The organism is Stutzerimonas sp. VN223-3 (genome assembly GCF_045999685.1).
GTDB classification, from domain to species: Bacteria; Pseudomonadota; Gammaproteobacteria; order Pseudomonadales; family Pseudomonadaceae; genus Stutzerimonas; species Stutzerimonas stutzeri_AR.
In genome coordinates, this window is record NZ_RBEC01000002.1 from 1,314,961 (window position 1) to 1,337,637 (window position 22,677).

Below are 22,677 nucleotides of genomic sequence, written 5' to 3' on the forward strand. Positions count from 1 at the left end.
GGGCTGGCGGAAAGCACCGGACAATAGCGGCCTAACTTTCGCCTCGAAGGACATTCCATGCGTCCCCTGGTTGCCACGGTCGATCTTGCCGCGCTTCGCCACAACTATCAGCTCGCAAAGCAATGCGCGCCCGGGCGCAAGGCGTTTGCTGTGGTCAAGGCCGATGCGTACGGGCATGGTGCGCAAGCAGCGGTCGAATGCCTGCGTGATCTGGCTGACGGCTTCGCGGTAGCGTCGCTGGAAGAGGCTGAGCAGGTTCGAGCGGTTGACGCCGGTACGCGGCTGCTACTGCTTGAGGGCTGCTTCGAGCCCAAGGAGTATTCGGTAGCGGCCAAACTTGGCCTGGACGTCGCGATCCAGGGTGAGGCCCAGGCGGCTGCGCTGTTGGACGCCACGATTGAGCGGCCCTTGAATGTATGGTTGAAGCTGGACTCGGGCATGCATCGCCTGGGCTTCAGTGTCGATGCATTGCGCCGCACTCATGCTCGCCTGCAGGGTGCGGCATCGGTGGCAGAACTAAATCTGATGAGCCATTTCGCTTGCGCCGACGAGCGAGGTCACCCGCTCAACGAGACGCAGCTGGAACAGTTCGTCAGTCTTCTGGATCTCCAATTCGACAACCGCTCATTTGCCAATTCGGCTGCAGTGTTGACTCTGTCCGCTGCGCACATGGATTGGCTGCGACCTGGGATTATGCTGTACGGCGCATCTCCGTTTGCCGAACTGAGCGCAGAGACGCTGGGGTTGAAGCCGGTGATGACCCTAACCGCTTCGGTCATCGCGGTGCGTGATGTCCCCGTGGGCGAAAGCGTGGGCTATGGTGCCGGCTGGGTCGCGCAGCGGCCTTCGCGTATCGCCACGGTCAGCTGTGGTTATGCCGATGGTTATCCGCGTACGGCGCCGCCCGGTACGTGCGTGGCGATCCGTGGGCAGCGGGTTCCCCTGGCTGGGCGGGTCTCGATGGACATGCTCGCCGTCGACATCACTGACCTGCCGCAGGCGGGCCTTAATGATGCAGTGGAGCTGTGGGGCACACAGATCCCTATCGATGAACTGGCGCAAGCCTGCGGCACCATCGGCTACGAACTGCTGACCAAAGTTACTCAACGCGTTCCGCGGCGCTATATCAACGACTGACTGCCGTTTCGTCTGTTTGCGGTCGGTAAAAGCCGACCAACGTGGTCGGCCTTCCTGATCATTTTTTGTGCTATATTCCGCGCCCGTTTTCGTTGCCCCGGTTTCTAGCCATGCACGCAGCCAAGCCTTTGTTCGACTATCCCAAGTACTGGGCCGAGTGTTTCGGTCCGGCGCCGTTCCTGCCGATGAGCAGGGAGGAGATGGATCAGCTCGGCTGGGATTCGTGCGACGTGATCATCGTCACGGGTGATGCCTATGTCGACCATCCGTCGTTCGGCATGGCGATCATTGGGCGGCTGCTGGAAGCCCAGGGCTTTCGCGTCGGCATCATCAGCCAGCCGGACTGGCAAAGCAAAGACGACTTCATGAAGCTCGGCCAGCCAAATCTGTTCTTCGGCATCGCCGCGGGCAACATGGACTCGATGATCAACCGCTACACGGCCGATCGCAAGATTCGCTCCGATGACGCCTACACAGCAGGTGGCCTGGCCGGCAAGCGCCCGGATCGCGCGAGCCTGGTTTACAGCCAGCGCTGCAAGGAAGCCTACAAGGACACCCCAGTGGTTCTTGGTGGCATCGAGGCCTCGCTGCGGCGCATCGCGCATTACGATTACTGGCAGGACAAGGTCCGTCGCTCGATCCTCATGGACGCGACCGCCGATATCCTGCTCTACGGCAATGCAGAGCGCGCCATCGTCGAAGTGGCGCAGCGCCTTTCACGCGGTGAGGCAGTCGAGCAAATTACCGATGTACGTGGTACTGCATTCATCCGCCGGGATGCGCCTGAGGGCTGGTTCGAAATCGACTCCACCCGCATCGACCGCCCAGGCAAGGTCGACAAAATCATCAACCCCTACGTCAACACCCAGGATCTGCAAGCCTGCGCGATTGAGCAAGAGAAAGGCCCGGCAGAGGACCCGAACGAGGCCAAAGTCGTTCAGCTGCTGCCGAATCCGGCGATCGAACGAGACAAAACGGTAATTCGCCTGCCTTCGTTCGAGAAGGTGCGCAACGATCCGGCGCTCTACGCGCACGCCAACCGCGTTCTGCATCTGGAAACCAACCCGGGCAACGCCCGCGCCCTGGTGCAGCGTCATGGCGAGCATGACATCTGGCTGAACCCGCCGCCGATCCCATTGACCACTGAAGAGATGGACTACGTGTTCGCCTCGCCATACGCGCGCGTGCCGCATCCGTCCTACGGCGGTGAGAAAATCCCTGCCTACGACATGATTCGCTTCTCGGTGAACATCATGCGCGGCTGTTTTGGCGGCTGCACCTTCTGCTCGATCACTGAGCACGAAGGCCGGATCATTCAGAACCGCTCGCATGAGTCGATCCTGCACGAGATTGAGGAGATGAAAAAGCTGCCGGGCTTCACCGGCGTGGTCTCGGACCTTGGCGGGCCGACGGCGAACATGTACCGCATCGCCTGCAAAAGTCCGGAGATCGAAAAGCATTGCCGCAAGCCATCGTGCGTCTATCCAGGCATATGCGAGAACCTCAACACCGACCACAGCTCGTTGATCGAGCTGTACCGCAAGGCGCGTGCGCTGCCGGGCGTGAAGAAGATCCTGATTGCATCCGGGCTGCGTTACGACCTGGCCGTCGAGTCGCCGGAGTATGTAAAAGAACTGGTCACCCATCATGTCGGCGGCTATCTGAAGATCGCCCCGGAGCACACCGAGCGCGGTCCGCTGGACAAGATGATGAAGCCGGGGATTGGCAGCTACGACAAGTTCAAGCGGATGTTCGACAAGTATTCGAAGGAGGCGGGCAAGGAGCAATACCTGATCCCGTACTTCATCGCCGCGCATCCCGGTACTACCGACGAGGACATGATGAACCTCGCGCTGTGGCTCAAGGCCAACGGTTTCCGTGCCGATCAGGTCCAGGCCTTTTACCCGTCACCAATGGCCAGTGCCACGGCGATGTACCACAGTGGCAAGAACCCGTTGCGCAAAGTGACTTACAAGAGCGAAGGCGTCACCATCGTCAAGAGTGAGGAACAGCGCCGTCTGCACAAGGCCTTCCTGCGCTATCACGATCCCAAAGGCTGGCCGATGCTGCGCGAAGCCTTGCAGCGCATGGGGCGCGCCGATCTGATCGGCAACGGCAAGCATCAGCTGATACCAACTCATCAGCCGGCAACCGAGGGCTATCAGAGCGCTAGGCGCAAGAATTCGACGCCGGTAGGCAGCAAAAAGGCCGGGCAGGGCGGCAAGATTCTCACTCAGCACAATGGTCTGCCGCCTCGCAGTCATGACGGCAATGCCTGGGACAAGCGCGAACAGGCCAAGGCGGCTGCGGAAGCTCGACGCAAGGCCGCTGCCGGTGGTAGCAAACCGTCCGGCAAGAGCCGTAAACCGTCCCAGCGTCCCGCCGTGCCGCGCTGATAGAGAACGTCGACAAGCTGCCTCTCGCATCTTCCTGCTGAGGGGCTGCTGTTAACTTTTAAAGGCAAGCGTCGCCTGGTTCAACTCGCTGGCTAGGCGCAGCATTTGTTCGCTCTGCTCACGCCCTCGGCTGATGTGTGCCAGATTGCTGTCCCCCAGTTGATGGATACGCTCGCTGTGGCCGCGTATTTCACTTACGGCCTCGCTCTGCTGTGCAGTGGCCAATGCGATCTGCTCCGCCATCATTTCGATAGTGCTGATGGTGGCGACGATCTGATTCAGCGCCGAGTCGGCTGTTTCGGCGAGTTCGGCGGTCGCTTCGGCATGATTGACCTGTACGCGCATCGCTTCCACAGACTGATGGGCAGTCGTCTGCAAGTTGCCGATCAGCAGTTGGATATCCTCAGTAGCACCGCTGGTACGTTGCGCCAAAGTACGCACTTCGTCGGCAACCACGGCGAAACCGCGGCCCTGTTCGCCTGCTCGGGCGGCCTCGATCGCTGCATTCAAAGCGAGCAGATTGGTTTGCTCGGCGATCGAGCGAATCACGGTCAGCACCTTGCCTATGGTGCTGGTTTCGTCCGCCAAGCGCTCGATATCCAGCGCGTTGTGCTGTACTTCGTTGACGAGGGCGTGTAGGCCGGCAAGGCTCTGACTGATGACTCGCTGCCCTTCGCTGACTGCTTGGCCTGCCGCCCGGCTGGCTTCAGCTGTCTGGCCGGCACCGTTAGCCACATCCTGAATGGTTGCTTCCAGTTCGCCCAGCGAGTCGCGGATCTGCGCTGTGTCTCCGGTCTGATGGCTGGCGCCGTGGTGAAGGTCGCTGCTCATTTCCGCCAGTCTGCGGCTGCTGCTCGTGACCTCTTGAGCATGCTGATGCAGCGTATCGACAAGCGTCAGCAGGTAGCTGCGCAATTGGTTCAGCGATGCTGCAATCTCGATAATTTCGGGCGTTTTCGAATTGATCTGCACCGCTGTGCCGAAATCACCCCGAGCCCAGGCGGAGAGAGCGGGAGCCAATTGGCCCAGCGCGCGCGTCAGCCGGCGCTGCAGGCGGTCGATGGCCAGCGCGATCAATAGTATCAGGGCGATGATCGTTCCCTGGATCAGACCTACTTCCAGTTGGATGCGCCCATGCTCAGCGCGAATCACGGGCTCCAGCTGTGCGAGCGCCAGCTGCAAAGACGCTATCTTCTGTTCGCTGCTGGTCATCAGCTCGCTACGCTGGCGGATAAGTGCGCGGGTGCGTTGAAGCTCGGCGGGGTAGCGTTTAATCAGGCTGGAAAGGTCGCGCTTGATTGCAATGCCTTGGTCTTCGTCAGGTTGTTTCTGCTCCTGATTGTTGAGATCCAGCAATGCGGCGAAGGCGCTGCCACCAGAGCGCTGCTCGGTTGCGATCCCGAGCAAGGGAAGTGTATTGAGTGCAGCCGCTTCCTTACCCAACGCCTGCAAGGCTTGCTCGACTTCCGCCGCCAGATCGTCTCGTCCACTGCTTACCAGTTTTCCGCGCGCATGACTCAGACGCAGCAGTTGGCGGCTGGCTTCGAACAGAGGTGTCTGATATTCGACCGCAACAAGCTGGGTGCTCTGCGTGACGTAGCGTTGTAATTGTTCCAGCGCGCCGGCCATCTCCCGTTCAGCTTGCAGCAGCAGGCCCTGCGGATCCCCGGCGAGTTTGCCCGCGGCCAAGAGCTCGGTGGCGGTGAACTGGCGGAGTTGCTCCAGGCTCGGTCGTAGCCGGTCGGCGAATTGGTTCGGTAAGGCAGCGATGTTTGTTGAGAGATCGTCCAGCGCCTGCAATGCTGCGCTGTGGCGCACCGCATTGCCGCTGGCCAAGTAACCATGGATATTGCTTGCGGCCTGATGCTGAAACTGCTGAGAAAGGCCAAGATAGCGCTCCATCAGTTGATAGGGGCGCGCTAGTGCACGCTCCGACCACCAGAGCGTGACGCCCAATGCGAGACAGATCGCAACGAGCAGGAATGTGTTGAGCGTGGTGAGCGACTTCAGGTGCATCCTGACCTCCGGTGGGTTGGGAGGTCAGCAATGTATGGCTATTTGATGTCACTCGCGTGACAGGGTGAACCGCTCGACTCGATTACGGCCCCCGTGCTTGGCACGGTAAAGGGCTTCGTCGGCCTGTTGGGTAAGCGACTTGATGTCGGCATGGGGCGTCAGCTCTGCAATGCCGCAGCTGAATGTGCAAGAGAGATCGGTTGGTTGTGCCGGGTAACGGATTTCGGCGAAGCGCTGACGGATATCGTTCAGGACCTTGAGTGCATCCTCTGCGCAGGTATCCGGCAGTATCACGGCAAATTCCTCCCCACCGTAACGGCCGATATGGTCGGTCTTGCGCAGACGCTGTTTGAGGAACAGGGCGAGGCTTTTGATTACCCGATCCCCCATCGGATGCCCGTAGGTATCGTTGACCTTCTTGAAATGATCGATATCGATCATGGCAAAACATAGGGGCTTGCCGTCGCGGAGGGCTCGTGAGCTGGCATCCTCGAGCAGCTGCAGGCTATGCGTATGGTTGTAGAGGCCGGTGAGGCTGTCACGAACGATTCGTGCTTTGAGATTGCGCGCTCGCTCGGCACGGGTCCGTACTGTTGCGATCAGGTGGCTGGGTTTGATCGGTTTGGTCAGGAAGTCATCGCCTCCTTCATTCATTGCATCGAGCTGTTTGTCGAGATCGTCTTCAGCCGAAAGATAGATGATCGGTACGCTTACGTAGCGCTCATGCTGGCGAATCACCTTGGCCAGTTCGGTGCCCATGCATTCGGGCATGTACATGTCGAGAATGATCAGGTCGGGCTGAAACTCAGCCAGATAGGCAATGGCCTGAATCGGCTCGTTAAGCGTCTGGGTGATGATCCCCGCATTATTCAGGACTCGCTCGGTATGCGTCGCCTGAGCCCGCGAATCGTCGATGATAAGCACTCGGAACGGCTCGTAATGGGCGGTGCGGGTGAAAATCTCGATCTTTTCAAGCAGACTCGATGCATCGATGGCGCTGGTGAAGAATTCCAGCCCACCGGCGCGCACGGCGGCCAGGCGCATGGGGGTGTCGGTTTCCTGATGGCTGAAGAAAATCAACGGCAGTTTTTCTTCCAAGCCCTGTTGCACGCGTTCAGCTAGTTTCAATCCCTCACCGGGCCCATTGAAATCGACATCCATGACCAAAGCCGCGGGGTGGCGTTCATGCATGGCTGCACGAAAGTCCCTATCGCTGGCGAAAGCCTGAGCGGCCATGCTGAAAAATTCGAGCTGACGGACCACGTGGTTGGCGCGCTGATGATCCTCGAGAGCGATGTAGACAGGCTTGCTTAAGGGCGGAACGTAGCCGGACTGCCCGCGCGGATCGCTGTGGCGCAGGCCGGTACGAGCGAGGCGATAGATCAGTTGGCTGAGGGTAGCGATGGTGTCGCTTGACAGCCGCCCGCGGTTGTCTTTGATATCACTGAGACAGTCTTCGATGCCGAGCGCGAGTTGCCTGTGCTCGTTCTGCTCGAAGCGCTCGGCGAAACGCCGCAAGCGGTGGTTGGCGTCGGAAAGAGCGGCTCGATAGGCATCGCTCCATTCGCTGCGCTGCAGTTGCTGCCAAACTTCGAGCACTTCTCGTGCTTGGTGAATGACCCGCTGCGCGAAGTGCTGTTTAAGTTCTTCCTGGTCCGACATGTCCGGTTCCCTGGCCCCGCTGCGGCAGTCCTGTCAGAGGGCGCTAGTGGCGGCATGCTACCACCGATCCGGCCGTTGCAAGGCGATTGCATAAGCGGTCTGGTTCTCATTATGACGCTTGCCATGGACTGGCTGCGTTATAGTGGTTCTCTTGCCGCAACGCTCCGAGTGACCGGCGGTCGAATCCCTGAACTCCGAGAAAAAGAAAGGAAAGATGCCCATGTTGGATTGGAAGAACCGCTTCGGCCGCCTCGGCTTGTCGGGAAATGCAGCCACAACGGAGGGGGCAGCTCGCAATCCGCTATTGCTGGCATTTGCCGTGCTGGTTGGCCTTTGCCTGTTGGTGGCGCTGATTCTTGGCTGGTATTGGAGCTCCGAGCCTGATCGGTTCCCGGTACAGCAGCATGTTCGGCAGGCGGCGGAGGCTTCGCAGCGGCAGATCGTCAACGGCTATACCACGGTCGAGACGCTCAAGCAGGTGGCTACCACCCTGTTGGACAAACCAGGCGGCTATCTGACCAACGACATTGCACCCCCTGGCCTATGGCTGGATAACATGCCCAGCTGGGAGTATGGCGTGCTGGTTCAAGTGCGTGACCTCAGCCGAGCGTTGCGCAAAGATTTTGCTCGCTCGCAATCCCAGTCGACCGAGGATCCGGATCTTTCCAAGGCCGAGCCGTTGTTCAATTTCGACAACCGCAGTTGGGCGCTTCCCGCGAGCGAATCAGAGTACCGCAACGGGATCCGTTTTCTGGATCGCTACTTGGCGCGTTTGAGCGATCCGGCGCCCAAGGCACAATTTTATTCGCGTGCTGACAACCTCAATAATTGGCTGGGAGATGTGGGCACTCGCTTGGGATCACTCTCTCAGCGGCTATCAGCCAGCGTCGGGCGTGTGCGCCTGGATGCGCAGGTGGCGCCGGAGCTGGAGCGTGACGGCGTAAATCAAGTGTTAGAAGAAGAGCGCGTCGAGACGACCTGGTTGCAGATCGATAATGTTTTCTACGAAGCGCGCGGACAGGCCTGGGCGTTATCGCATTTGCTGCGCGCCGTTGAGGTGGATTTTGCCGATGTGTTGGCCAAGAAGAACGCCACCATCAGTGTTAGACAAATCATTCGCGAGCTAGAGGCTGCGCAGGAGCCGCTCTGGAGCCCGATGGTGCTCAACGGAAGCGGCTATGGCGTGCTAGCCAACCATTCCCTTGTAATGGCGAACTACATATCGCGCGCGAACGCGGCGATTATCGATCTGCGCAATTTACTGTCGCAGGGATAAGAAAACGGCTGCAAGCCTTAGCGACAAGCTTCTAGACAAGCTTCTAATGGATAGCATTGCGCGACTGACACAGCGATGTCGCACTCGGCCTAGCTAGCAGCTTGCTGTTAGTCCAAACCGAGCTTTTTCAATCGATAACGCATTGAGCGGAACGATAAGCCCAGCCGCTGGGCAGCCGCCGTGCGATTCCAGCGAGTCTCTTCCAGCGCTTGCATGATCAGCTTGCGCTCGACCTCCTCGAGGTGGTCTTCGAGATTATCAATCTGCGCCAGGCTTGCTTCGCCGTTCTCGGAAATGCCTGGTGCGTCGGACAAGCGCAAATCGCTGGGCTTGATCTCCTCGCCTTCGCAAAGTGTATAAGCGCGCTCCAGCATGTTTTCAAGCTCGCGCACGTTCCCCGGAAAGCGATAGTTCTGCAGTTTGGCCAGTGCATCGGGATGCAGGCGCGCCGGGCTGTCGCTACATTCCTGGGCGAGCCGACGCAGCATGACATCAGCAAGCTGGGTGATGTCTTCGCGTCGTTCACGCAACGGTGGTACGCGCAGTTCAATAACGTTCAGGCGATAGTACAAGTCCTGGCGGAAACGGCCGGCTGCGACTTCGCTGGCGAGATCCTTGTGGGTAGCACAAAGAATTCGTACGTCCACAATCACTTCCTTTGCACCGCCGACCGAGCGCACGGCCTTTTCCTGGATGGCGCGTAGCAGCTTCACTTGCATCGGAAGCGGAAGATCGGCTACTTCGTCGAGGAATAGTGTGCCGCCATTGGCCGCCTGGAACAGCCCTAGCTTGTCTTCGATGGCCCCGGTAAAGCTGCCCTTCTTGTGGCCGAAGAACTCACTTTCCATCAGCTCCGATGGGATCGCGCCGCAGTTGACCGGCACGAAAGGACGTTCGTGACGTGGCCCTTGTTCATGGATCAGTCGCGCCACCAGCTCCTTTCCGCTGCCGGACTCGCCGCTGATATACACCGGAGCCTGGCTGCGCGCCAGTTTACTGATCTGTTTGCGCAGTACGTTCATCGGTGGCGAGGCGCCGAGCAAACGGCTATCGACGCTCAGGTCATTAGGGTTCGGGTTGCGTAATCGCAGCGCAGTATTGACCAGCTCGCGTAGCCGTCCGAGGTCGACCGGCTTGGTCAGGAAATCGAACGCCCCGGCTTTCAGCGCGCCGATGGCGGTATCGAGGCTGCCGTATGCGGTGATCATAGCCACCGGGAGTTGCGGATACTGTTGCTGGATGAACTGCACCAGTTCCAGCCCGCAGCCGTCTGGCAAACGCATGTCGGTGAGGCACAGATCGTAATGCTCGCGCGCCAGACACTCTCGGGCTTCCTTGAGGTTGCGGGCGCTGCGGGTGTCTAACTTCATTCGCCCAAGGGTGATCTCCAGGAGCTCCCGGATGTCGGGTTCGTCATCGATGATCAACGCTTTCTGGCGGGTGGTCATGGTCTCGGTCTTTCAATTACGACGGTTGGCGAAGGCCTGCAATGTTAACGCTACCGCGCGCGCTTTGTACCGTGGCCATCACCGATGTGTGACCTGTGCCGGCTCGCAGGCCTCAGCCCAGCTTGCGCGGATGAGCAAAAACGATACGGAAACAACTGCCACCCTCGTCTCTTTCACGATAGTCCAGACGCGCCTGATTGCTTTCGCACAGCTCTCGTGAAATGTACAGCCCCAGCCCGGTGCCCTTGTTCTCCGTGGTAAAGAACGGCTCAAAGATGTTTTGCACCTGCTCGGTCGGCACGCCGGGTCCATCATCAAGCACTTCCAGCACTGGCAGATCACTGGTCTCGTCGCGGAACAAATGTAGCCATACCTGTGCCTGGTCATGTGTCTGGCCGCTGTAACGCAGACCATTCTGCACCAGGTTAGTCAGGATCTGGATCAATTGGTTGGGGTCCATGCGGGTCTGCAGCGATCTACCCCTGGTTTCAACATGCACGCTCTGGTGGGGCGGGAGCGCCCCGCGAAATTCACTGGCGAATCGATGCGCCCAGTATTTCAGATCCAATAGTTGCGGTTCAGCCTGGCGTCTGCGCGAAAGTTGCAGCACGTTCTCGATAACCAGGTTCATCCGTCGCGAATGATCCTGGATGATCTGCGTCAGGCGAAGGTCCGCGGGATCTAGCGCTTCGGATTCCTGCAACAGCTGCGCTGCATGGCTGATCGCCCCGAGCGGGTTGCGGATTTCGTGGGCGATGCTCGCCGTTAACCGGCCGAGCGATGCCAGCTTGAGTTGCTGGGCCTTTTGTGCGATTTGCGAGATGTCCTCAAGGAAGACCAGCGTGTCCTGCGTCACACCGTGCTGCAGGGCGGCGAAGCTCGGTTGCAGGGTGGCGCCGCTCGGCGTTGCCTTGAAGGTGGGAGGGCGCATCGTTGGATTATCACGCCATTGCTGTAACCCTTTGATTAATTCGGGGCAGCGGGGTGCCAGTCTTTCGCCGGTCAGCGCTTGTTGGCCGAGCAGTTCGAGTGCGCCTTGATTGGCAAGTAGCACGCGCTGCTGTGGGTCTAGCACGAGAATCCCGGTCCGCATGCGCTGCAGGATCTGCGCGTTCAGCGCTTCGAGATTGGCGACTTCCTCTGCGCGCTGGTGGGCCAGGGTTTCACTGACCTGCAGCCGACGCGTCAGACCTTGTACCAACAGCGCTGCGGCGAAGCATAACGTCCCTAGCGCTGCAGCCTGGATATATTGATTGCTCGCGGTGGTATCGCTGAGGCTGAGATAGAAGGTCAGGTAGATAAGGCCGGTAGCTGCAACCGCTGCAATGAAAAAACCGATGCGCCCATGTAGCAGAACGTTCGCAATGGCAACGGCGATGATCAGCAAATTGCCGATGCCGCTTGGCGTGCCGCCGGCGAAATAGAACAGCGCTGCGAGTAGCGTTACGTCCATCAGCGCGAGGGCGAGAACGGGTAGCTCCCGTTTCGGGTTTTGTAGCAGGACGGCGATAACGATATTGAGGATCAGATAGAGCCAGGCGCCGTATTGGAACGCCGCCGGATTGCTCATGCGCATCAGGTCATTGTGCAGATCGCTGCTGATCAGCAGGACCAGCACTAGCCCGATCGCGACGCGATAAAGATGATAAATGCGAAGGATTCGTCGACCCTGGTAGCCGAAGAATGTCAGCCCTTCAGTGCCCACCCGACTTGCTGTCCTGTTCTAGATGCGTCTGGCTGCAGTACCACTGGTCGTGGTTTTGTAATGCTTGCTCGCGTGGCAGATGCACACCGCACTGGGCGCAGCGAACCATCGTCACAGTGGTCTGTTGCGGTTTGTTGATATTTGCAGGTTTGCTTACCAAGCGACGCCAGAGCCAGAACGCCGCAGCAATCAAGATGATCCAGAACAACAGACGAAACAGACCCATATTTCTAGTTCCTGGCTAAACCGTAACCTGTCGATCTGGCAGGCTGTGCTCTGATCGGACCGGCCTTTTGCGTTGGGCCACTATCTCAGTCGAACAGACCGAAGGTCAGATAGCTCCACCAAGAGCGGCCTTCGCTTTGCTGTTCATCTTCGGCTTCTGCTTCGGCTTCCGCCTCCCTCAAGACCGGGCGCAGCTCATCAGGCAGATCCTGCGCGGCGTTTTCGTACTGGCGCACCACGTCACGGTTGGATTGCGAACTGTCGGGGGCTGCGTTTTCCGTTTCGATCAGGCCGAGGGTGGCGCGGGATAGCCAACTGCGATTGTCGGCTTCCTTTTCCCGTGGCACGAATTCGCCATCTTCCAGGCTGGGATGTTCCGGGTAGTTGAGCTTGAGGGTTTCCAGGCTGGTACTGGCGAGATCGTCCAGCTCCAGTCGTTGATAGGCCTCTGTCATCACCGCGAGCCCATCGCCGACAGCTGGCGTGCCCTGAAAGTTTTCCACTACGTAACGCCCGCGATTGGCCGCGGCAACGTAAGCCTGGCGGCGCAGGTAGTAGTCGGCAACGTGGATTTCGTTGGCCGCCAGCAAGTTACGCAGATAAACCATTCGCGCCTTGGCGTCCGGGGCGTAGCGGCTGTTCGGAAAGCGAGTGGTCAGTTGCGCGAACTCATTGAAAGAGTCGCGAGCGGCGCCTGGATCACGTTTGGTCATATCCAGCGGCAGAAAGCGCGCGAGCAGCCCGCGGTCTTGGTCGAAGGAGGCCAATCCCTTCAGGTAATAGGCGTAGTCGACACTGGGATGCTGAGGGTGCAGACGAATGAATCGCTCGGCGGAAGAGCGGGCGGCTTCCGGCTCGGAGTTCCGGTAGTACGCGTAGATCAGCTCCAGCTGTGCCTGTTCGGCGAAGCGACCGAAAGGATAGCGAGACTCCAGCGTCTTCAGCTTGTTGATGGCGCTGGTGTAGCTCTTGTTGTCCAGGTCGGTCTGCGCCTGCCGGTACAGTTCCGCTTCGCCGAGGTTTTCGCTGATGGTTTCGTTGGATGAGCAGGCAGCGGTGAGGGCGAAAATGGCGATCAGCAGCAGGTGTTTCACTTGCATGGCGGCTTGCGTCCCTGTGACGGCTGGCTGTCTCGCGCTGAGCCGTCCTGTTATGATGAGCGTCCCGGCTGGCCGGGACAAAGACGCCGTATTTAAACACAAGCGTGTTGCTGAAACCAAAGGCTCCACCTGTGCTGCAGCCAAAGGCTATGTTCATCGTGGTAAACAGCCTCGGCGCGCGCCTGAGGTCAATCGGTAGTTTGTACCGATCATGCTGCCTATGGCTAATGAGCGACCTGCAGCTAGGCTGCAGTTCTTGAATCCCATGGCTGCCTCCGTCGATGACACGGCCAGCTATCGAATACGGCGGCGCTCGCCTGCTGTTTCTTACTTAGCAAGACGGCCACGCCGCTAGCTCCCCCTTACTTTGAAGCGCTCATAATTATGTCCACGATCTCCACGCAGGCCATTCAACTTCGCGCCGAGGTGCCGTTCGATCTCGGTGGGCAGCGTCTCGATCAGGTCGCGGCTCAGCTTTTCTCGGAGCACTCCCGCTCGCGTCTCGCTGCATGGATCAAGGATGGTCAGCTGACCGTCGACGGCGCCTCGTTGCGCCCCCGCGATACCGTGCATGCCGGTGCCGTTCTGGAGCTTTCCGCTGAACAGCAGGCGCAGGGGGAGTGGGTCGCGCAGGACATACCGCTGGATATCGTCTTCGAGGATGAGCACATCCTGGTGCTGAACAAGCCATCCGGTTTGGTGGTGCACCCGGCGGCTGGTCATGCCGACGGTACGCTGCTCAATGCCTTACTGCACCACGTGCCGGATCTGATCAATGTGCCGCGCGCTGGCATCGTGCATCGCCTGGACAAGGACACGACGGGTCTGATGGTGGTCGCCAAGACGCTGCAGGCGCAGACGCGTCTGGTCGAGCAGCTGCAGGCACGCAGTGTCAGCCGCATCTACGAAGCCATCGTCATTGGCGTGATCATTACGGGTGGCACGGTCAATGCGCCGATCGGGCGGCACGGCCAACAGCGCCAACGCATGGCGGTGGTCGAAGGCGGCAAGCCGGCTGTCAGCCATTATCGAGTGCTTGAGCGCTTTCGCTCGCACACTCATGTCAGAGTCAAACTTGAAACTGGCCGCACTCACCAGATTCGCGTGCATATGACCCATATCGGTTATCCGCTGGTTGGCGACCCGCTGTACAGCGGCCGTTTCCGCATTCCGCCCGCGGCGAATCCAACCATGGTGCAGACCCTGCGAGATTTCCCGCGTCAGGCGCTGCATGCGCGCTTCCTCGAGTTGGACCATCCCGTCAGTGGCGAGCGGATGAAATGGGAGTCGCCATTACCGGATGATTTCGTCTGGCTGCTGACGCTGCTCCAGCAGGATCGCGAGGCCTTCGTCGGGTGAATCGCTGGCCTGACGACTGGATCACCCCGGATTGGCCGGCGCCTCTGCATGTGCGGGCTTGCGTTACGACGCGTAACGAAGGGCTGAGTCAGCCACCTTTCGACAGTTTCAATCTGGGCGATCACGTCGGTGATGACCCTGCGGCGGTGATGGCCAACAGGCAGCGCCTACGAAATTTTCTCGGTTGCGAACCCGCCTGGCTGAGCCAGGTGCATTCGGCCAAAACCGTCCAGGCCGATCCGGCTCTTGTCCCGATCGCGGATGCCAGCTGGACGGATGCCACCGGTATCGCCTGCACCGTGCTGACGGCCGATTGCCTGCCGGTACTCTTCTGCAATCGGGCCGGTACTCGTGTGGCCGCTGCGCATGCCGGCTGGCGAGGGCTGGCGAGTGGCATGCTGGAATCGACCGTGGCGGCCATGCAATCACCGGGCGAACAGCTGCTGGTTTGGCTGGGGCCGGCGATAGGGCCGGATGCGTTCGAGGTTGGCCCTGAGGTCCGTGAAGCATTCATCGAGCAGCACGCGGTGGCGGCAGAAGCCTTTCGGCCAAGCCCCAACGCCGGGCGCTACATGGCTGATCTCTACCATCTTGCCCGTATTCACCTCGCCGCTTGCGGCGTTACCGCGGTGTTCGGCGGTGAGCTCTGCACTTTCAGCGATCCGCGCTTCTACTCCTATCGCCGCACCGCCCGCACCGCCCGCACCGGGCGCTTCGCCAGTCTTATCTGGATAGATAAAAGCAGCGGCAAGCTTCAAGCCTCAAGCTGCAAGCCGTAAGTAAAAAGCCGAGAAAGCGCTGAGGGCTGGACGGCAAGGGCGGCAATAGGTTGCAAGCTTCAAGATATACGGAAAGCCTGACGGCGTTGACGCCGCGCCTGATGGTCCTTCTGGCTTTCGGTTCGGAACGCGTCCGGCGCTTCGACTTGAATCTCCATCGATCAACCTCATCTAAGTTTCATCACGCAGGCTTTGTCGAGGTGCGATTTGAGTGCGCCGGCCTGCCTTACTAGAAAGGTGATTACATGCGTATCGATCGTCTGACCAGCAAGCTGCAGCTTGCGCTTTCCGATGCCCAGTCCATCGCGGTTGGTCTTGATCATCCGTCCATTGAGCCGCTGCACCTGATGCAGGCGCTGCTCGACCAGCAGGGTGGCTCGATCAGGCCGCTGCTGATGCAGGTGGGTTTCGATATCAACGGCTTGCGCCAGGCACTGACCAAGGAGCTGGATCAGCTGCCCAAGCTGCAGAATCCTACGGGCGACATGAACATGTCGCAGGATCTGGCGCGCTTGTTGAACCAGGCTGATCGCCTGGCACAGCAGAAAGGCGACCAGTACATCTCCAGCGAACTGGTACTGCTCGCCGCGCTAGATAGCAACACCCGTCTGGGCAAGCTGCTGCTGGCACAGGGCGTGAGCAAGAAAGCATTGGAAAATGCCATCAGCAATCTGCGCGGTGGCGATGCGGTCAACGACCCCAATGCCGAGGAGTCGCGCCAGGCGCTGGATAAATACACCGTCGACATGACCAAGCGTGCCGAGGATGGCAAGCTCGATCCGGTTATCGGGCGCGATGATGAAATCCGTCGGACCATTCAAGTGCTGCAGCGTCGAACCAAGAACAACCCCGTACTCATTGGTGAGCCGGGTGTGGGTAAGACCGCCATTGTTGAAGGTCTGGCTCAGCGCATCGTCAACGGAGAGGTGCCGGACGGGCTCAAAGACAAACGTTTGCTGGCACTGGACATGGGCGCGCTGATTGCTGGGGCCAAGTTTCGCGGCGAGTTCGAGGAACGACTCAAGGCCGTGCTCAACGAGTTGGGCAAGCAGGAAGGTCGAGTCATTCTGTTTATCGATGAATTGCACACCATGGTCGGCGCTGGCAAGGCCGAGGGTGCCATGGACGCCGGGAATATGCTCAAGCCGGCGCTAGCCCGTGGCGAACTGCATTGCGTCGGCGCAACCACGCTCGACGAATATCGACAGTACATCGAAAAGGATGCGGCGCTGGAGCGACGCTTCCAGCGCGTGCAGGTCGACGAGCCGAGCGAGGAAGATACCATCGCCATTCTGCGCGGGCTGAAGGAGCGCTACGAGGTGCACCATGGCGTTTCCATCACGGACGGCGCGATCATTGCGGCGGCGAAGCTTTCGCACCGTTACATCACTGATCGCCAATTGCCGGACAAAGCCATCGATCTGATCGACGAGGCCGGCAGCCGCATCCGCATGGAGATCGACTCCAAGCCCGAGGAACTGGATCGCCTCGATCGCCGCCTCATTCAGCTGAAGATCGAGCGCGAAGCGTTGAAGAACGAAGACGACGAGGCGACCCGGAAGCGCTTGGCCAAGCTTGACGAGGAAATCGTCAAGCTGGAGCGCGAATACGCCGACCTCGATGAGATCTGGAAATCGGAAAAGGCCGAGGTGCAGGGCTCCGCTCAGATGCAGCAGAAGATTGAGCAGGCCAAGGCCGATCTCGAGGCGGCACGGCGCAAGGGCGACCTGGCGCGCATGGCTGAGTTGCAATACGGCATCATTCCCGATCTCGAGCGCAGCCTGCAGATGGTCGACCAGCATGGCAAGTCCGAGAACCAGTTGCTGCGCAACAAGGTGACCGACGAGGAGATCGCCGAGGTGGTCTCGAAGTGGACCGGAATTCCCGTATCGAAGATGCTCGAGGGTGAGCGCGAGAAACTGCTAAAGATGGAAAACTTGTTGCACCAGCGCGTGATCGGCCAACACGAAGCTGTTGTTTCCGTCGCCAATGCGGTCCGTCGCTCACGTGCCGGGCTGGCCGATCCGAATCGTCCCAGTGGCTCGTTCCTTTTTCTCGGGCCGACCGGCGTGGGCAAGACCGAGCTGTGCAAGGCCTTGGCGGAGTTCCTCTTCGATACAGAGGAGGCAATGATTCGTATCGACATGTCCGAATTCATGGAAAAACATTCGGTGGCCCGCCTGATTGGCGCGCCGCCGGGCTATGTGGGCTACGAAGAGGGTGGCTACCTGACCGAGGCGGTGCGCCGCAGGCCGTATTCGGTGGTGCTACTGGATGAGGTTGAGAAGGCTCATCCTGACGTGTTCAACATTCTCTTGCAGGTCCTGGAAGACGGGCGCCTGACCGATAGCCATGGTCGTACGGTGGATTTCCGCAACACCGTGATCGTCATGACGTCGAACCTGGGCTCGACGCAAATTCAGGAGTTGGTGGGTGACCCGGATGCGCAGCGCGCGGCGGTGATGGACGCGGTGAGCAGCCATTTCCGGCCGGAATTTATCAACCGCATCGATGAGGTGGTGGTATTCGACCCGCTGGCGCGCGAGCAGATCGCCGGCATCGCTCAGATTCAGCTGGGTCGCTTGCGGCAGCGTCTGACCGAGCGCGAGCTGAGCCTCGAACTGAGTGACGAGGCTATGGATAAACTGGTTGCCGTTGGCTATGACCCGGTCTATGGCGCACGTCCGCTGAAACGCGCCATCCAGCGTTGGATCGAAAACCCGCTTGCTCAGAACATACTGTCTGGTGAGTTCGGGCCAGGTTCAGCCATCGTTGGCAAGGTAGAGGCCGGCGAGATCCGCTTCGCCAGTGCTTGACCTCGCTTCGCAGAGCCGCTCGAACGGGGCGGCTTCGCGGTTGTGCTGGCGGGGTCCAGAGCATGCTTGTCCGCACGGGTCATGGTATCGCGCAACGCATTGTAGTAAATCGCATTTTTTCTGTTGACAGGCGCGCCGAGAACCGTAAAATGGCGCGCCTCTGAGGGGGGTTTGCAAAGCAGCATCGCAGACAATCCAATGAGCTGGAAGTAGTAGTTCCGCGATAGCTCAGTCGGTAGAGCAAATGACTGTTAATCATTGGGTCCCAGGTTCGAGTCCTGGTCGCGGAGCCAAATTCCAATCGGGGTATAGCGCAGTCCGGTAGCGCGCCTGCTTTGGGAGCAGGATGTCGGGAGTTCGAATCCCCCTACCCCGACCATTTTTGGGTCGTTAGCTCAGTTGGTAGAGCAGTTGGCTTTTAACCAATTGGTCGTAGGTTCGAATCCCACACGACCCACCAAAACCGCTTCGCAAGAGGCGTAAGAAGCCGGAAGGTCCGCGAGGGTCTTCCGGTTTTTTCTTATCTACGTTTTTCTCTTCGGCGTTCATGTCACGCGCCGTCAATCGTTTTCCACTGCCGCGCCAGCGCCTTCCCCTATGCGGTTCGCGGGAGGCGCGGCGGCAGGCTAATCAATGAAGTTTAAGACGCGGTACGGTGCTAGTGCTGAGCTTGTCGCCAATCATCATCAGCGTGGTACGGGCGATTCCATACAGTGCGATCTGGTGCATTCGGTACAGCGAGACATAAAACATGCGTGCCAGCCAACCTTCGAGCATGACATTGCCGGTGAGATTGCCCATCAGGTTGCCTACGGCGGAGAAGCTCGATAAAGAAATCAGCGAGCCGTAATCACGGTACCGATAATCGAGCAGACTTTTGCCTTCGAGCCGTCGGGCGATCGACTTGGCCAGCAGCGAGGCTTGCTGGTGCGCCGCCTGCGCTCGCGGCGGCACATTGCGGTCGCTGCCCGGTTGCGGGCAGGCGGCGCAGTCACCGAAGGCGAAGATGTTCTCGTCGCGGGTTGTTTGGAGTGTCGGCAATACCACCAGCTGATTGATCCGGTTGGTTTCCAATCTACCTATTTCATGGAGGAAGCCAGGCGCTCTGATACCGGCGGCCCATACCTTCAGCGTAGCGGGCACAAAGTCGCCGTTCTTGGTATGCAGCCCCTCTTCCGTGACCTCGCTGACTGCAGCGTTGGTGAGTACGGTCACGCCCAGGCGTTGGAGCGTCTGATGTACTGGCTGACTGATGCGCTCCGGTAGCGCTGGCAGAACTCGCGGGCCTGCTTCGATAAGGCTGATATGGACGTTTTCGGGTTTGATTCCGTCCAGGCCGTAGGCGGCTAGTTCGCGTGCGGCATGGTGAAGCTCTGCGGCCAGTTCGACACCGGTTGCGCCGGCGCCAACGATGGCCATGTTGATGGTGCTGTGGCGGCCCTCGCTGGCGTGGGCGCGCATATAGTGGCTGAGCAGGTGGCGGTGGAAACGTTCAGCCTGCGCGCGCGTATCGAGGAAAATACAGTGCTCGGCTGCGCCCTTGGTCCCGAAATCGTTGGTAGTGCTGCCGACTGCAATCACCAGCGTGTCATAACTGAGGGTGCGCGCGGGTACTAGCTCGACGCCTTGCTCATCGAACGAGGCGGCAAGGTGTACGCACTTACTTTCACTTTCCAGGTCGTTCATACGGCCCATCTGGAATTCGAAATGATTCCATTTGGCCTGCGCGAGATAGTTGAGCTCATCGGCGGATGAATTCAGCGAGCCGGCGGCCACCTCGTGCAGCAGGGGCTTCCAGATATGCGTCAGGTTGGCGTCGATTAGAGTGATGCGGGCCTTGCCGCGCTTGCCCAGGGTTCTACCCAGGCGGGTGGCAAGCTCCAGGCCGCCGGCGCCGCCGCCAACGATTACGATGCGATGTGTCATGGAATGAACTCATAAGGCTTTGCGGAATTAGGTCTGCGCCTGGGAGGGGTATCGAAATACTCATAACACCAGGCGACTCAGGAGGCGGCTCAGCAAGCCCAAGCCAATCACCACGGCCAGCACCAGCACAAGGAGCAGCCAGGGCCTAAAAGGCTGACGCTCGACTTGGTGCTGCGGCGCGCTTAGGTATTGATCAACGCGTTTCTGGTCTTCAGGTTTCAGGCGGCTGGGCATACGCACCTCGAAAGGGGGATGCAGGCATTCTAGCGGCGCGACGGCAAAAGCCAAGCGCGTAGCTGGTCGATAACTGCCAGTGAGTCAGTCGTGCCGGCAGGAAGCCGGCAGCTGGTTGTGGCAGCTTGCGTGGTGGGTGGGGCATACACCCCGAATTGAAAAAAGTTAGTGGCCGTTGCTCTTCAGGCTGCGCAGGTTACCGATTACCGATTCCAGCGCGCGGTCGAACAGCAGGGCATCGTTGAGCAGGCGGATGGCGCCACGACGGAACTCGATGGCGAGCCCCATGCGCGTCTTCTCGAGTACTTTCATGCCGGTGCGGTTGACGAAGATATATTTGCCCGTGGGCTTGATCACTGCGGCCAGTTTGCAACGCAGCTTGTGATCTTCGTCTTCCTGGAACTCAACCCAGCTGCCGACACGCAGATTGTCCACCTGAGTCAATGCCTCGTCATTGTCTGCCAGGTTTATCTCAGGCTCCTGCTCGCGGCTCTCGCCAGGGGCAAGCAGCACGATTTCCGCAACAACCTCAACCATTGCAGGAGCTTCGGCTTCATCGGCGTGCTCTTCGCGTGGAGGCAATTCCAGCTTCTGTTCGGTGACAATTTCCCCGCGGGCGAGCGGGTCATGAGTCGGTGCTGGTTGAGTCGGCTGCTTGAATTGCTGCAGCGTCTGTACATGCAGCGCTTCGAGCTGGGTGAAGAAGTCGCTGGTAGAAAAGGGGTCGAACGCTGCACTTACCAGGCCTTCACGAAGATTTTTCAGCAGGCTCGGGACCAGTTCCAAAAGCCGTGCTCGAGACTCCGGATCGTCGTGCGGTGCGACGCTCCAGATCAAATCGTCCATTGTTGCCAGGGCTGCTTGCCATTGCTCGGACTGAGTGCCGTGTTTCAGGCAGGTCAGCAGCAGAACCTTGCTCCAGGCCTCCTGGAGCAGGCGTACCACAACTTCGGGAAGAATTTTGCCGAGCAATCGTTGATTGAGTGCATGTTCGACTTCCTGGCGAGCCATTTCGGCCTTGGCGCGTCCTTCTTCCGCATCGCGAGTGCGCTGTTCAAGGAGCTCGCTACGACGGCGCTCGTCGCCGGTGAAGGCGAGGAAATCTGCAAGCAGCTCAGAGAAGATTGAGGGGTCATCGACGAAGTCGTTCAGCAGGCGAGCCACGACCTGCTCGATTTTTTGATACAGACTGTCTCGCTGGGCTTCATCCTGATCGCCCCAGCCCATTGCGGCGGAGGCGATTTCGTTGAGCAGGCGGCGGGCCGGGTGGCTACCGCGGCTGAAGAAGGTCTTGTCCAAAACAGCGACTTTCAACACCGGGATTTGCAGGCGGCCAATCAGTGCTTTCAGGGAGTCAGGCAGCGTGCGGTCGTCGAGAATGAACTCGAACAACATCGACACAAGGTTTATGACGTCCTCGTCGACTTCACCGACCACGCGGGATTTACCGCTCTTGGCGCTAACGCGATGCAATAGTTGCTCAAGTTGACCTTGTAGGTCGACTTCATCGACCTGCTGCGGCGTGCGTGATTGAAGATGGGAGAGCAGGCGCATCAGGTCGTTGCTGGAAATCGGCACCGCGTCGATGGGAGCGTTGCGTGCTGGAAGGGCGCTTCCGCGCAGCTCCGAAAGGAGAGTCTGCAAGGCGCCGAACGCTTCGTGGACACCCTCGTCCATATATCCTGGCGATTCGCTGAAGCCTTGTCGCGGTGCGCTGTTTCCCGGTGCGGCAGGGCGGCTGGGCGCCCGGCGCGGCTGGGCCGACTGCAGCTCCGGTAATATGCCGGCTGCAACCAGTGTCTGGTTCGATTCGGCGTAAAGCTGATCGAGATCCGTTAGCACGTAGCGCTCGAACAATTTGAGGATGATCAGTTTGACCTTGATGTCCACGCCCAGGCTGCGGCAGGCCTCCAGAAAGTACTCGCAAAGCTGCTGCGGACCGAGCGGATTGCTCTTGTCGTCGAGCTTCTTGCTCACCAGTGCATTCATTCGGGTGGTCAGGTGGCTCAGCGGCTGGGTGGCGCGGCTCATCACCTTGGCGACCATGGTATCGATCGCAACCGATTCTTCGAGCTCGTCGTTCTGCACCAGGGCCAGGCTATCGAAGGATGCTTCCTGCTGCGCAGGTTTGCCAATCTCATACTGATTGAGCTTTGCGAAGGATTCGAAAACTTGCTGCAGGAAGCCGCGCTCGATACTGCGACGCTTCATGCGCAAGTCGCGCATGGCTTCGAAGAACGCGTTCTGCTCGGCGTTACTGGTGGCGCGGTCGGCTATCTCGAAAAGCGAGTCGTCAGCATTGTCGAATAGGGTCTGTAGCGCCAGTCGCAGCTGTTGTGCAGCCTTGTCGCGCACGCTAATAAGCGCGACAGGCAGTCTACCTGCCGGTGAGGTCGGCTTTTGCTCAGGGGCAGCCTTGAGGTGCACCACTTTCGCATCGGTTCGCATCGAGACTCTCTCCGGGTCACCCTACTGATTCAGGTGCTCAAACAACACATAGCATGCCGCTGATCATGGATCGGGACAACGGCTTGTCAAGTTTTGGTAAATCATCGCCATTTCAGTGGCGCCAATTTATGAGGCCATTATAGGCATCTA

Annotated in this window: 15 protein-coding genes and 3 tRNA genes; 9 read left to right on the forward strand and 9 right to left on the reverse strand. The window is 59.4% G+C overall.

What is annotated here, in order from left to right:
* Positions 1 to 57: 57 nt before the first annotated feature.
* Together alr and D7241_RS14710 are read left to right on the forward strand one after the other, a co-directional pair.
* Positions 58 to 1,137 carry an alanine racemase gene (alr, locus tag D7241_RS14705; RefSeq protein WP_408102125.1) on the forward strand — a complete coding sequence of 360 codons (1,080 nt, stop codon included), beginning with the start codon at positions 58 to 60 and terminating at the stop codon, positions 1,135 to 1,137.
* A gap of 110 nt (positions 1,138 to 1,247) precedes the next feature.
* A complete protein-coding gene (locus tag D7241_RS14710; protein WP_408102126.1) occupies positions 1,248 to 3,533 on the forward strand; it encodes a YgiQ family radical SAM protein in 2,286 nt (761 codons plus the stop codon).
* A gap of 51 nt (positions 3,534 to 3,584) precedes the next feature.
* Here the strand turns inward: D7241_RS14710 and D7241_RS14715 are convergent, their stop codons facing one another.
* Positions 3,585 to 5,549: a methyl-accepting chemotaxis protein gene (locus D7241_RS14715; RefSeq protein ID WP_408102127.1), complete on the reverse strand. Its 1,965-nt coding sequence runs from the start codon at positions 5,547 to 5,549 to the stop codon at positions 3,585 to 3,587.
* Positions 5,550 to 5,597: 48 nt separating this feature from the next.
* The gene (locus tag D7241_RS14720; RefSeq protein ID WP_408102128.1) at positions 5,598 to 7,211 is read right to left on the reverse strand and encodes a diguanylate cyclase; all 1,614 of its coding nucleotides are present in this window, start codon (positions 7,209 to 7,211) and stop codon (positions 5,598 to 5,600) included.
* A gap of 220 nt (positions 7,212 to 7,431) precedes the next feature.
* On the opposite strand from D7241_RS14720, the gene D7241_RS14725 reads away from it, so the two are divergent.
* Entirely contained in the window at positions 7,432 to 8,487 is a 1,056-nt protein-coding gene (locus tag D7241_RS14725; RefSeq protein WP_408102129.1) for a DUF2333 family protein, read from the forward strand.
* A 107-nt stretch (positions 8,488 to 8,594) separates the two neighbouring features.
* Here the strand turns inward: D7241_RS14725 and D7241_RS14730 are convergent, their stop codons facing one another.
* The 4 genes from D7241_RS14730 to D7241_RS14745 form a co-directional block, all read right to left on the reverse strand.
* Positions 8,595 to 9,935, reverse strand: coding sequence for a sigma-54-dependent transcriptional regulator (locus D7241_RS14730; RefSeq protein ID WP_408102130.1), 1,341 nt, complete (start codon positions 9,933 to 9,935; stop codon positions 8,595 to 8,597).
* A gap of 112 nt (positions 9,936 to 10,047) precedes the next feature.
* A complete protein-coding gene (locus tag D7241_RS14735; protein ID WP_408102131.1) occupies positions 10,048 to 11,640 on the reverse strand; it encodes a sensor histidine kinase in 1,593 nt (530 codons plus the stop codon).
* A complete protein-coding gene (locus tag D7241_RS14740) occupies positions 11,630 to 11,866 on the reverse strand; it encodes a PP0621 family protein (RefSeq protein ID WP_408102132.1) in 237 nt (78 codons plus the stop codon). The genes D7241_RS14735 and D7241_RS14740 overlap by 11 nt, the downstream gene beginning before the upstream one ends.
* A gap of 85 nt (positions 11,867 to 11,951) precedes the next feature.
* On the reverse strand, positions 11,952 to 12,965 hold the full coding sequence (locus D7241_RS14745) for an outer membrane protein assembly factor BamD (protein WP_408102133.1): 1,014 nt from the start codon (positions 12,963 to 12,965) through the stop codon (positions 11,952 to 11,954).
* Positions 12,966 to 13,349: 384 nt separating this feature from the next.
* On the opposite strand from D7241_RS14745, the gene rluD reads away from it, so the two are divergent.
* The 6 genes from rluD (at position 13,350) to D7241_RS14775 (ending at position 18,379) form a co-directional block, all read left to right on the forward strand.
* Entirely contained in the window at positions 13,350 to 14,324 is a 975-nt protein-coding gene (gene rluD / locus D7241_RS14750) for a 23S rRNA pseudouridine(1911/1915/1917) synthase RluD (RefSeq protein ID WP_408102134.1), read from the forward strand.
* Positions 14,321 to 15,103: a peptidoglycan editing factor PgeF gene (gene pgeF, locus D7241_RS14755; RefSeq protein WP_408102135.1), complete on the forward strand. Its 783-nt coding sequence runs from the start codon at positions 14,321 to 14,323 to the stop codon at positions 15,101 to 15,103. The genes rluD and pgeF overlap by 4 nt, the downstream gene beginning before the upstream one ends.
* A gap of 245 nt (positions 15,104 to 15,348) precedes the next feature.
* On the forward strand, positions 15,349 to 17,919 hold the full coding sequence (gene clpB / locus D7241_RS14760) for an ATP-dependent chaperone ClpB (protein WP_408102136.1): 2,571 nt from the start codon (positions 15,349 to 15,351) through the stop codon (positions 17,917 to 17,919).
* Positions 17,920 to 18,136: 217 nt separating this feature from the next.
* Positions 18,137 to 18,212, forward strand: a tRNA-Asn gene (locus D7241_RS14765).
* Between the two features lie 9 nt (positions 18,213 to 18,221).
* Positions 18,222 to 18,298: transfer RNA gene (locus tag D7241_RS14770), tRNA-Pro, on the forward strand.
* Between the two features lie 5 nt (positions 18,299 to 18,303).
* Positions 18,304 to 18,379: transfer RNA gene (locus D7241_RS14775), tRNA-Lys, on the forward strand.
* 170 nt (positions 18,380 to 18,549) lie between these two features.
* On the opposite strand, the gene D7241_RS14780 is transcribed toward D7241_RS14775, so the two are convergent.
* From D7241_RS14780 to D7241_RS14790, 3 genes are all read right to left on the reverse strand, one after another.
* Positions 18,550 to 19,845: an NAD(P)/FAD-dependent oxidoreductase gene (locus tag D7241_RS14780; protein ID WP_408102137.1), complete on the reverse strand. Its 1,296-nt coding sequence runs from the start codon at positions 19,843 to 19,845 to the stop codon at positions 18,550 to 18,552.
* 60 nt (positions 19,846 to 19,905) lie between these two features.
* Entirely contained in the window at positions 19,906 to 20,079 is a 174-nt protein-coding gene (locus D7241_RS14785) for a DUF3094 family protein (protein ID WP_408102138.1), read from the reverse strand.
* A 165-nt stretch (positions 20,080 to 20,244) separates the two neighbouring features.
* The gene (locus D7241_RS14790; protein ID WP_408102139.1) at positions 20,245 to 22,527 is read right to left on the reverse strand and encodes a DUF1631 domain-containing protein; all 2,283 of its coding nucleotides are present in this window, start codon (positions 22,525 to 22,527) and stop codon (positions 20,245 to 20,247) included.
* Between the last annotated feature and the right edge of the window lie 150 nt (positions 22,528 to 22,677).

What these genes read in the sequence shown, in the direction of transcription:
- D7241_RS14730 (WP_408102130.1), bottom strand. Translation starts at nt 9,935, where the DNA reads ATGACCACCCGCCAGAAAGCGTTGATCATCGATGACGAACCCGACATC.
- rluD (WP_408102134.1), top strand. Translation starts at nt 13,350, where the DNA reads ATGTCCACGATCTCCACGCAGGCCATTCAACTTCGCGCCGAGGTGCCG.
- D7241_RS14790 (WP_408102139.1), bottom strand. Translation starts at nt 22,527, where the DNA reads ATGCGAACCGATGCGAAAGTGGTGCACCTCAAGGCTGCCCCTGAGCAA.
- D7241_RS14710 (WP_408102126.1), top strand. Translation starts at nt 1,248, where the DNA reads ATGCACGCAGCCAAGCCTTTGTTCGACTATCCCAAGTACTGGGCCGAG.
- D7241_RS14780 (WP_408102137.1), bottom strand. Translation starts at nt 19,845, where the DNA reads ATGACACATCGCATCGTAATCGTTGGCGGCGGCGCCGGCGGCCTGGAG.
- D7241_RS14785 (WP_408102138.1), bottom strand. Translation starts at nt 20,079, where the DNA reads ATGCCCAGCCGCCTGAAACCTGAAGACCAGAAACGCGTTGATCAATAC.
- D7241_RS14715 (WP_408102127.1), bottom strand. Translation starts at nt 5,549, where the DNA reads ATGCACCTGAAGTCGCTCACCACGCTCAACACATTCCTGCTCGTTGCG.
- D7241_RS14725 (WP_408102129.1), top strand. Translation starts at nt 7,432, where the DNA reads ATGTTGGATTGGAAGAACCGCTTCGGCCGCCTCGGCTTGTCGGGAAAT.
- D7241_RS14745 (WP_408102133.1), bottom strand. Translation starts at nt 12,965, where the DNA reads ATGCAAGTGAAACACCTGCTGCTGATCGCCATTTTCGCCCTCACCGCT.
- clpB (WP_408102136.1), top strand. Translation starts at nt 15,349, where the DNA reads ATGCGTATCGATCGTCTGACCAGCAAGCTGCAGCTTGCGCTTTCCGAT.
- D7241_RS14720 (WP_408102128.1), bottom strand. Translation starts at nt 7,211, where the DNA reads ATGTCGGACCAGGAAGAACTTAAACAGCACTTCGCGCAGCGGGTCATT.
- D7241_RS14740 (WP_408102132.1), bottom strand. Translation starts at nt 11,866, where the DNA reads ATGGGTCTGTTTCGTCTGTTGTTCTGGATCATCTTGATTGCTGCGGCG.
- alr (WP_408102125.1), top strand. Translation starts at nt 58, where the DNA reads ATGCGTCCCCTGGTTGCCACGGTCGATCTTGCCGCGCTTCGCCACAAC.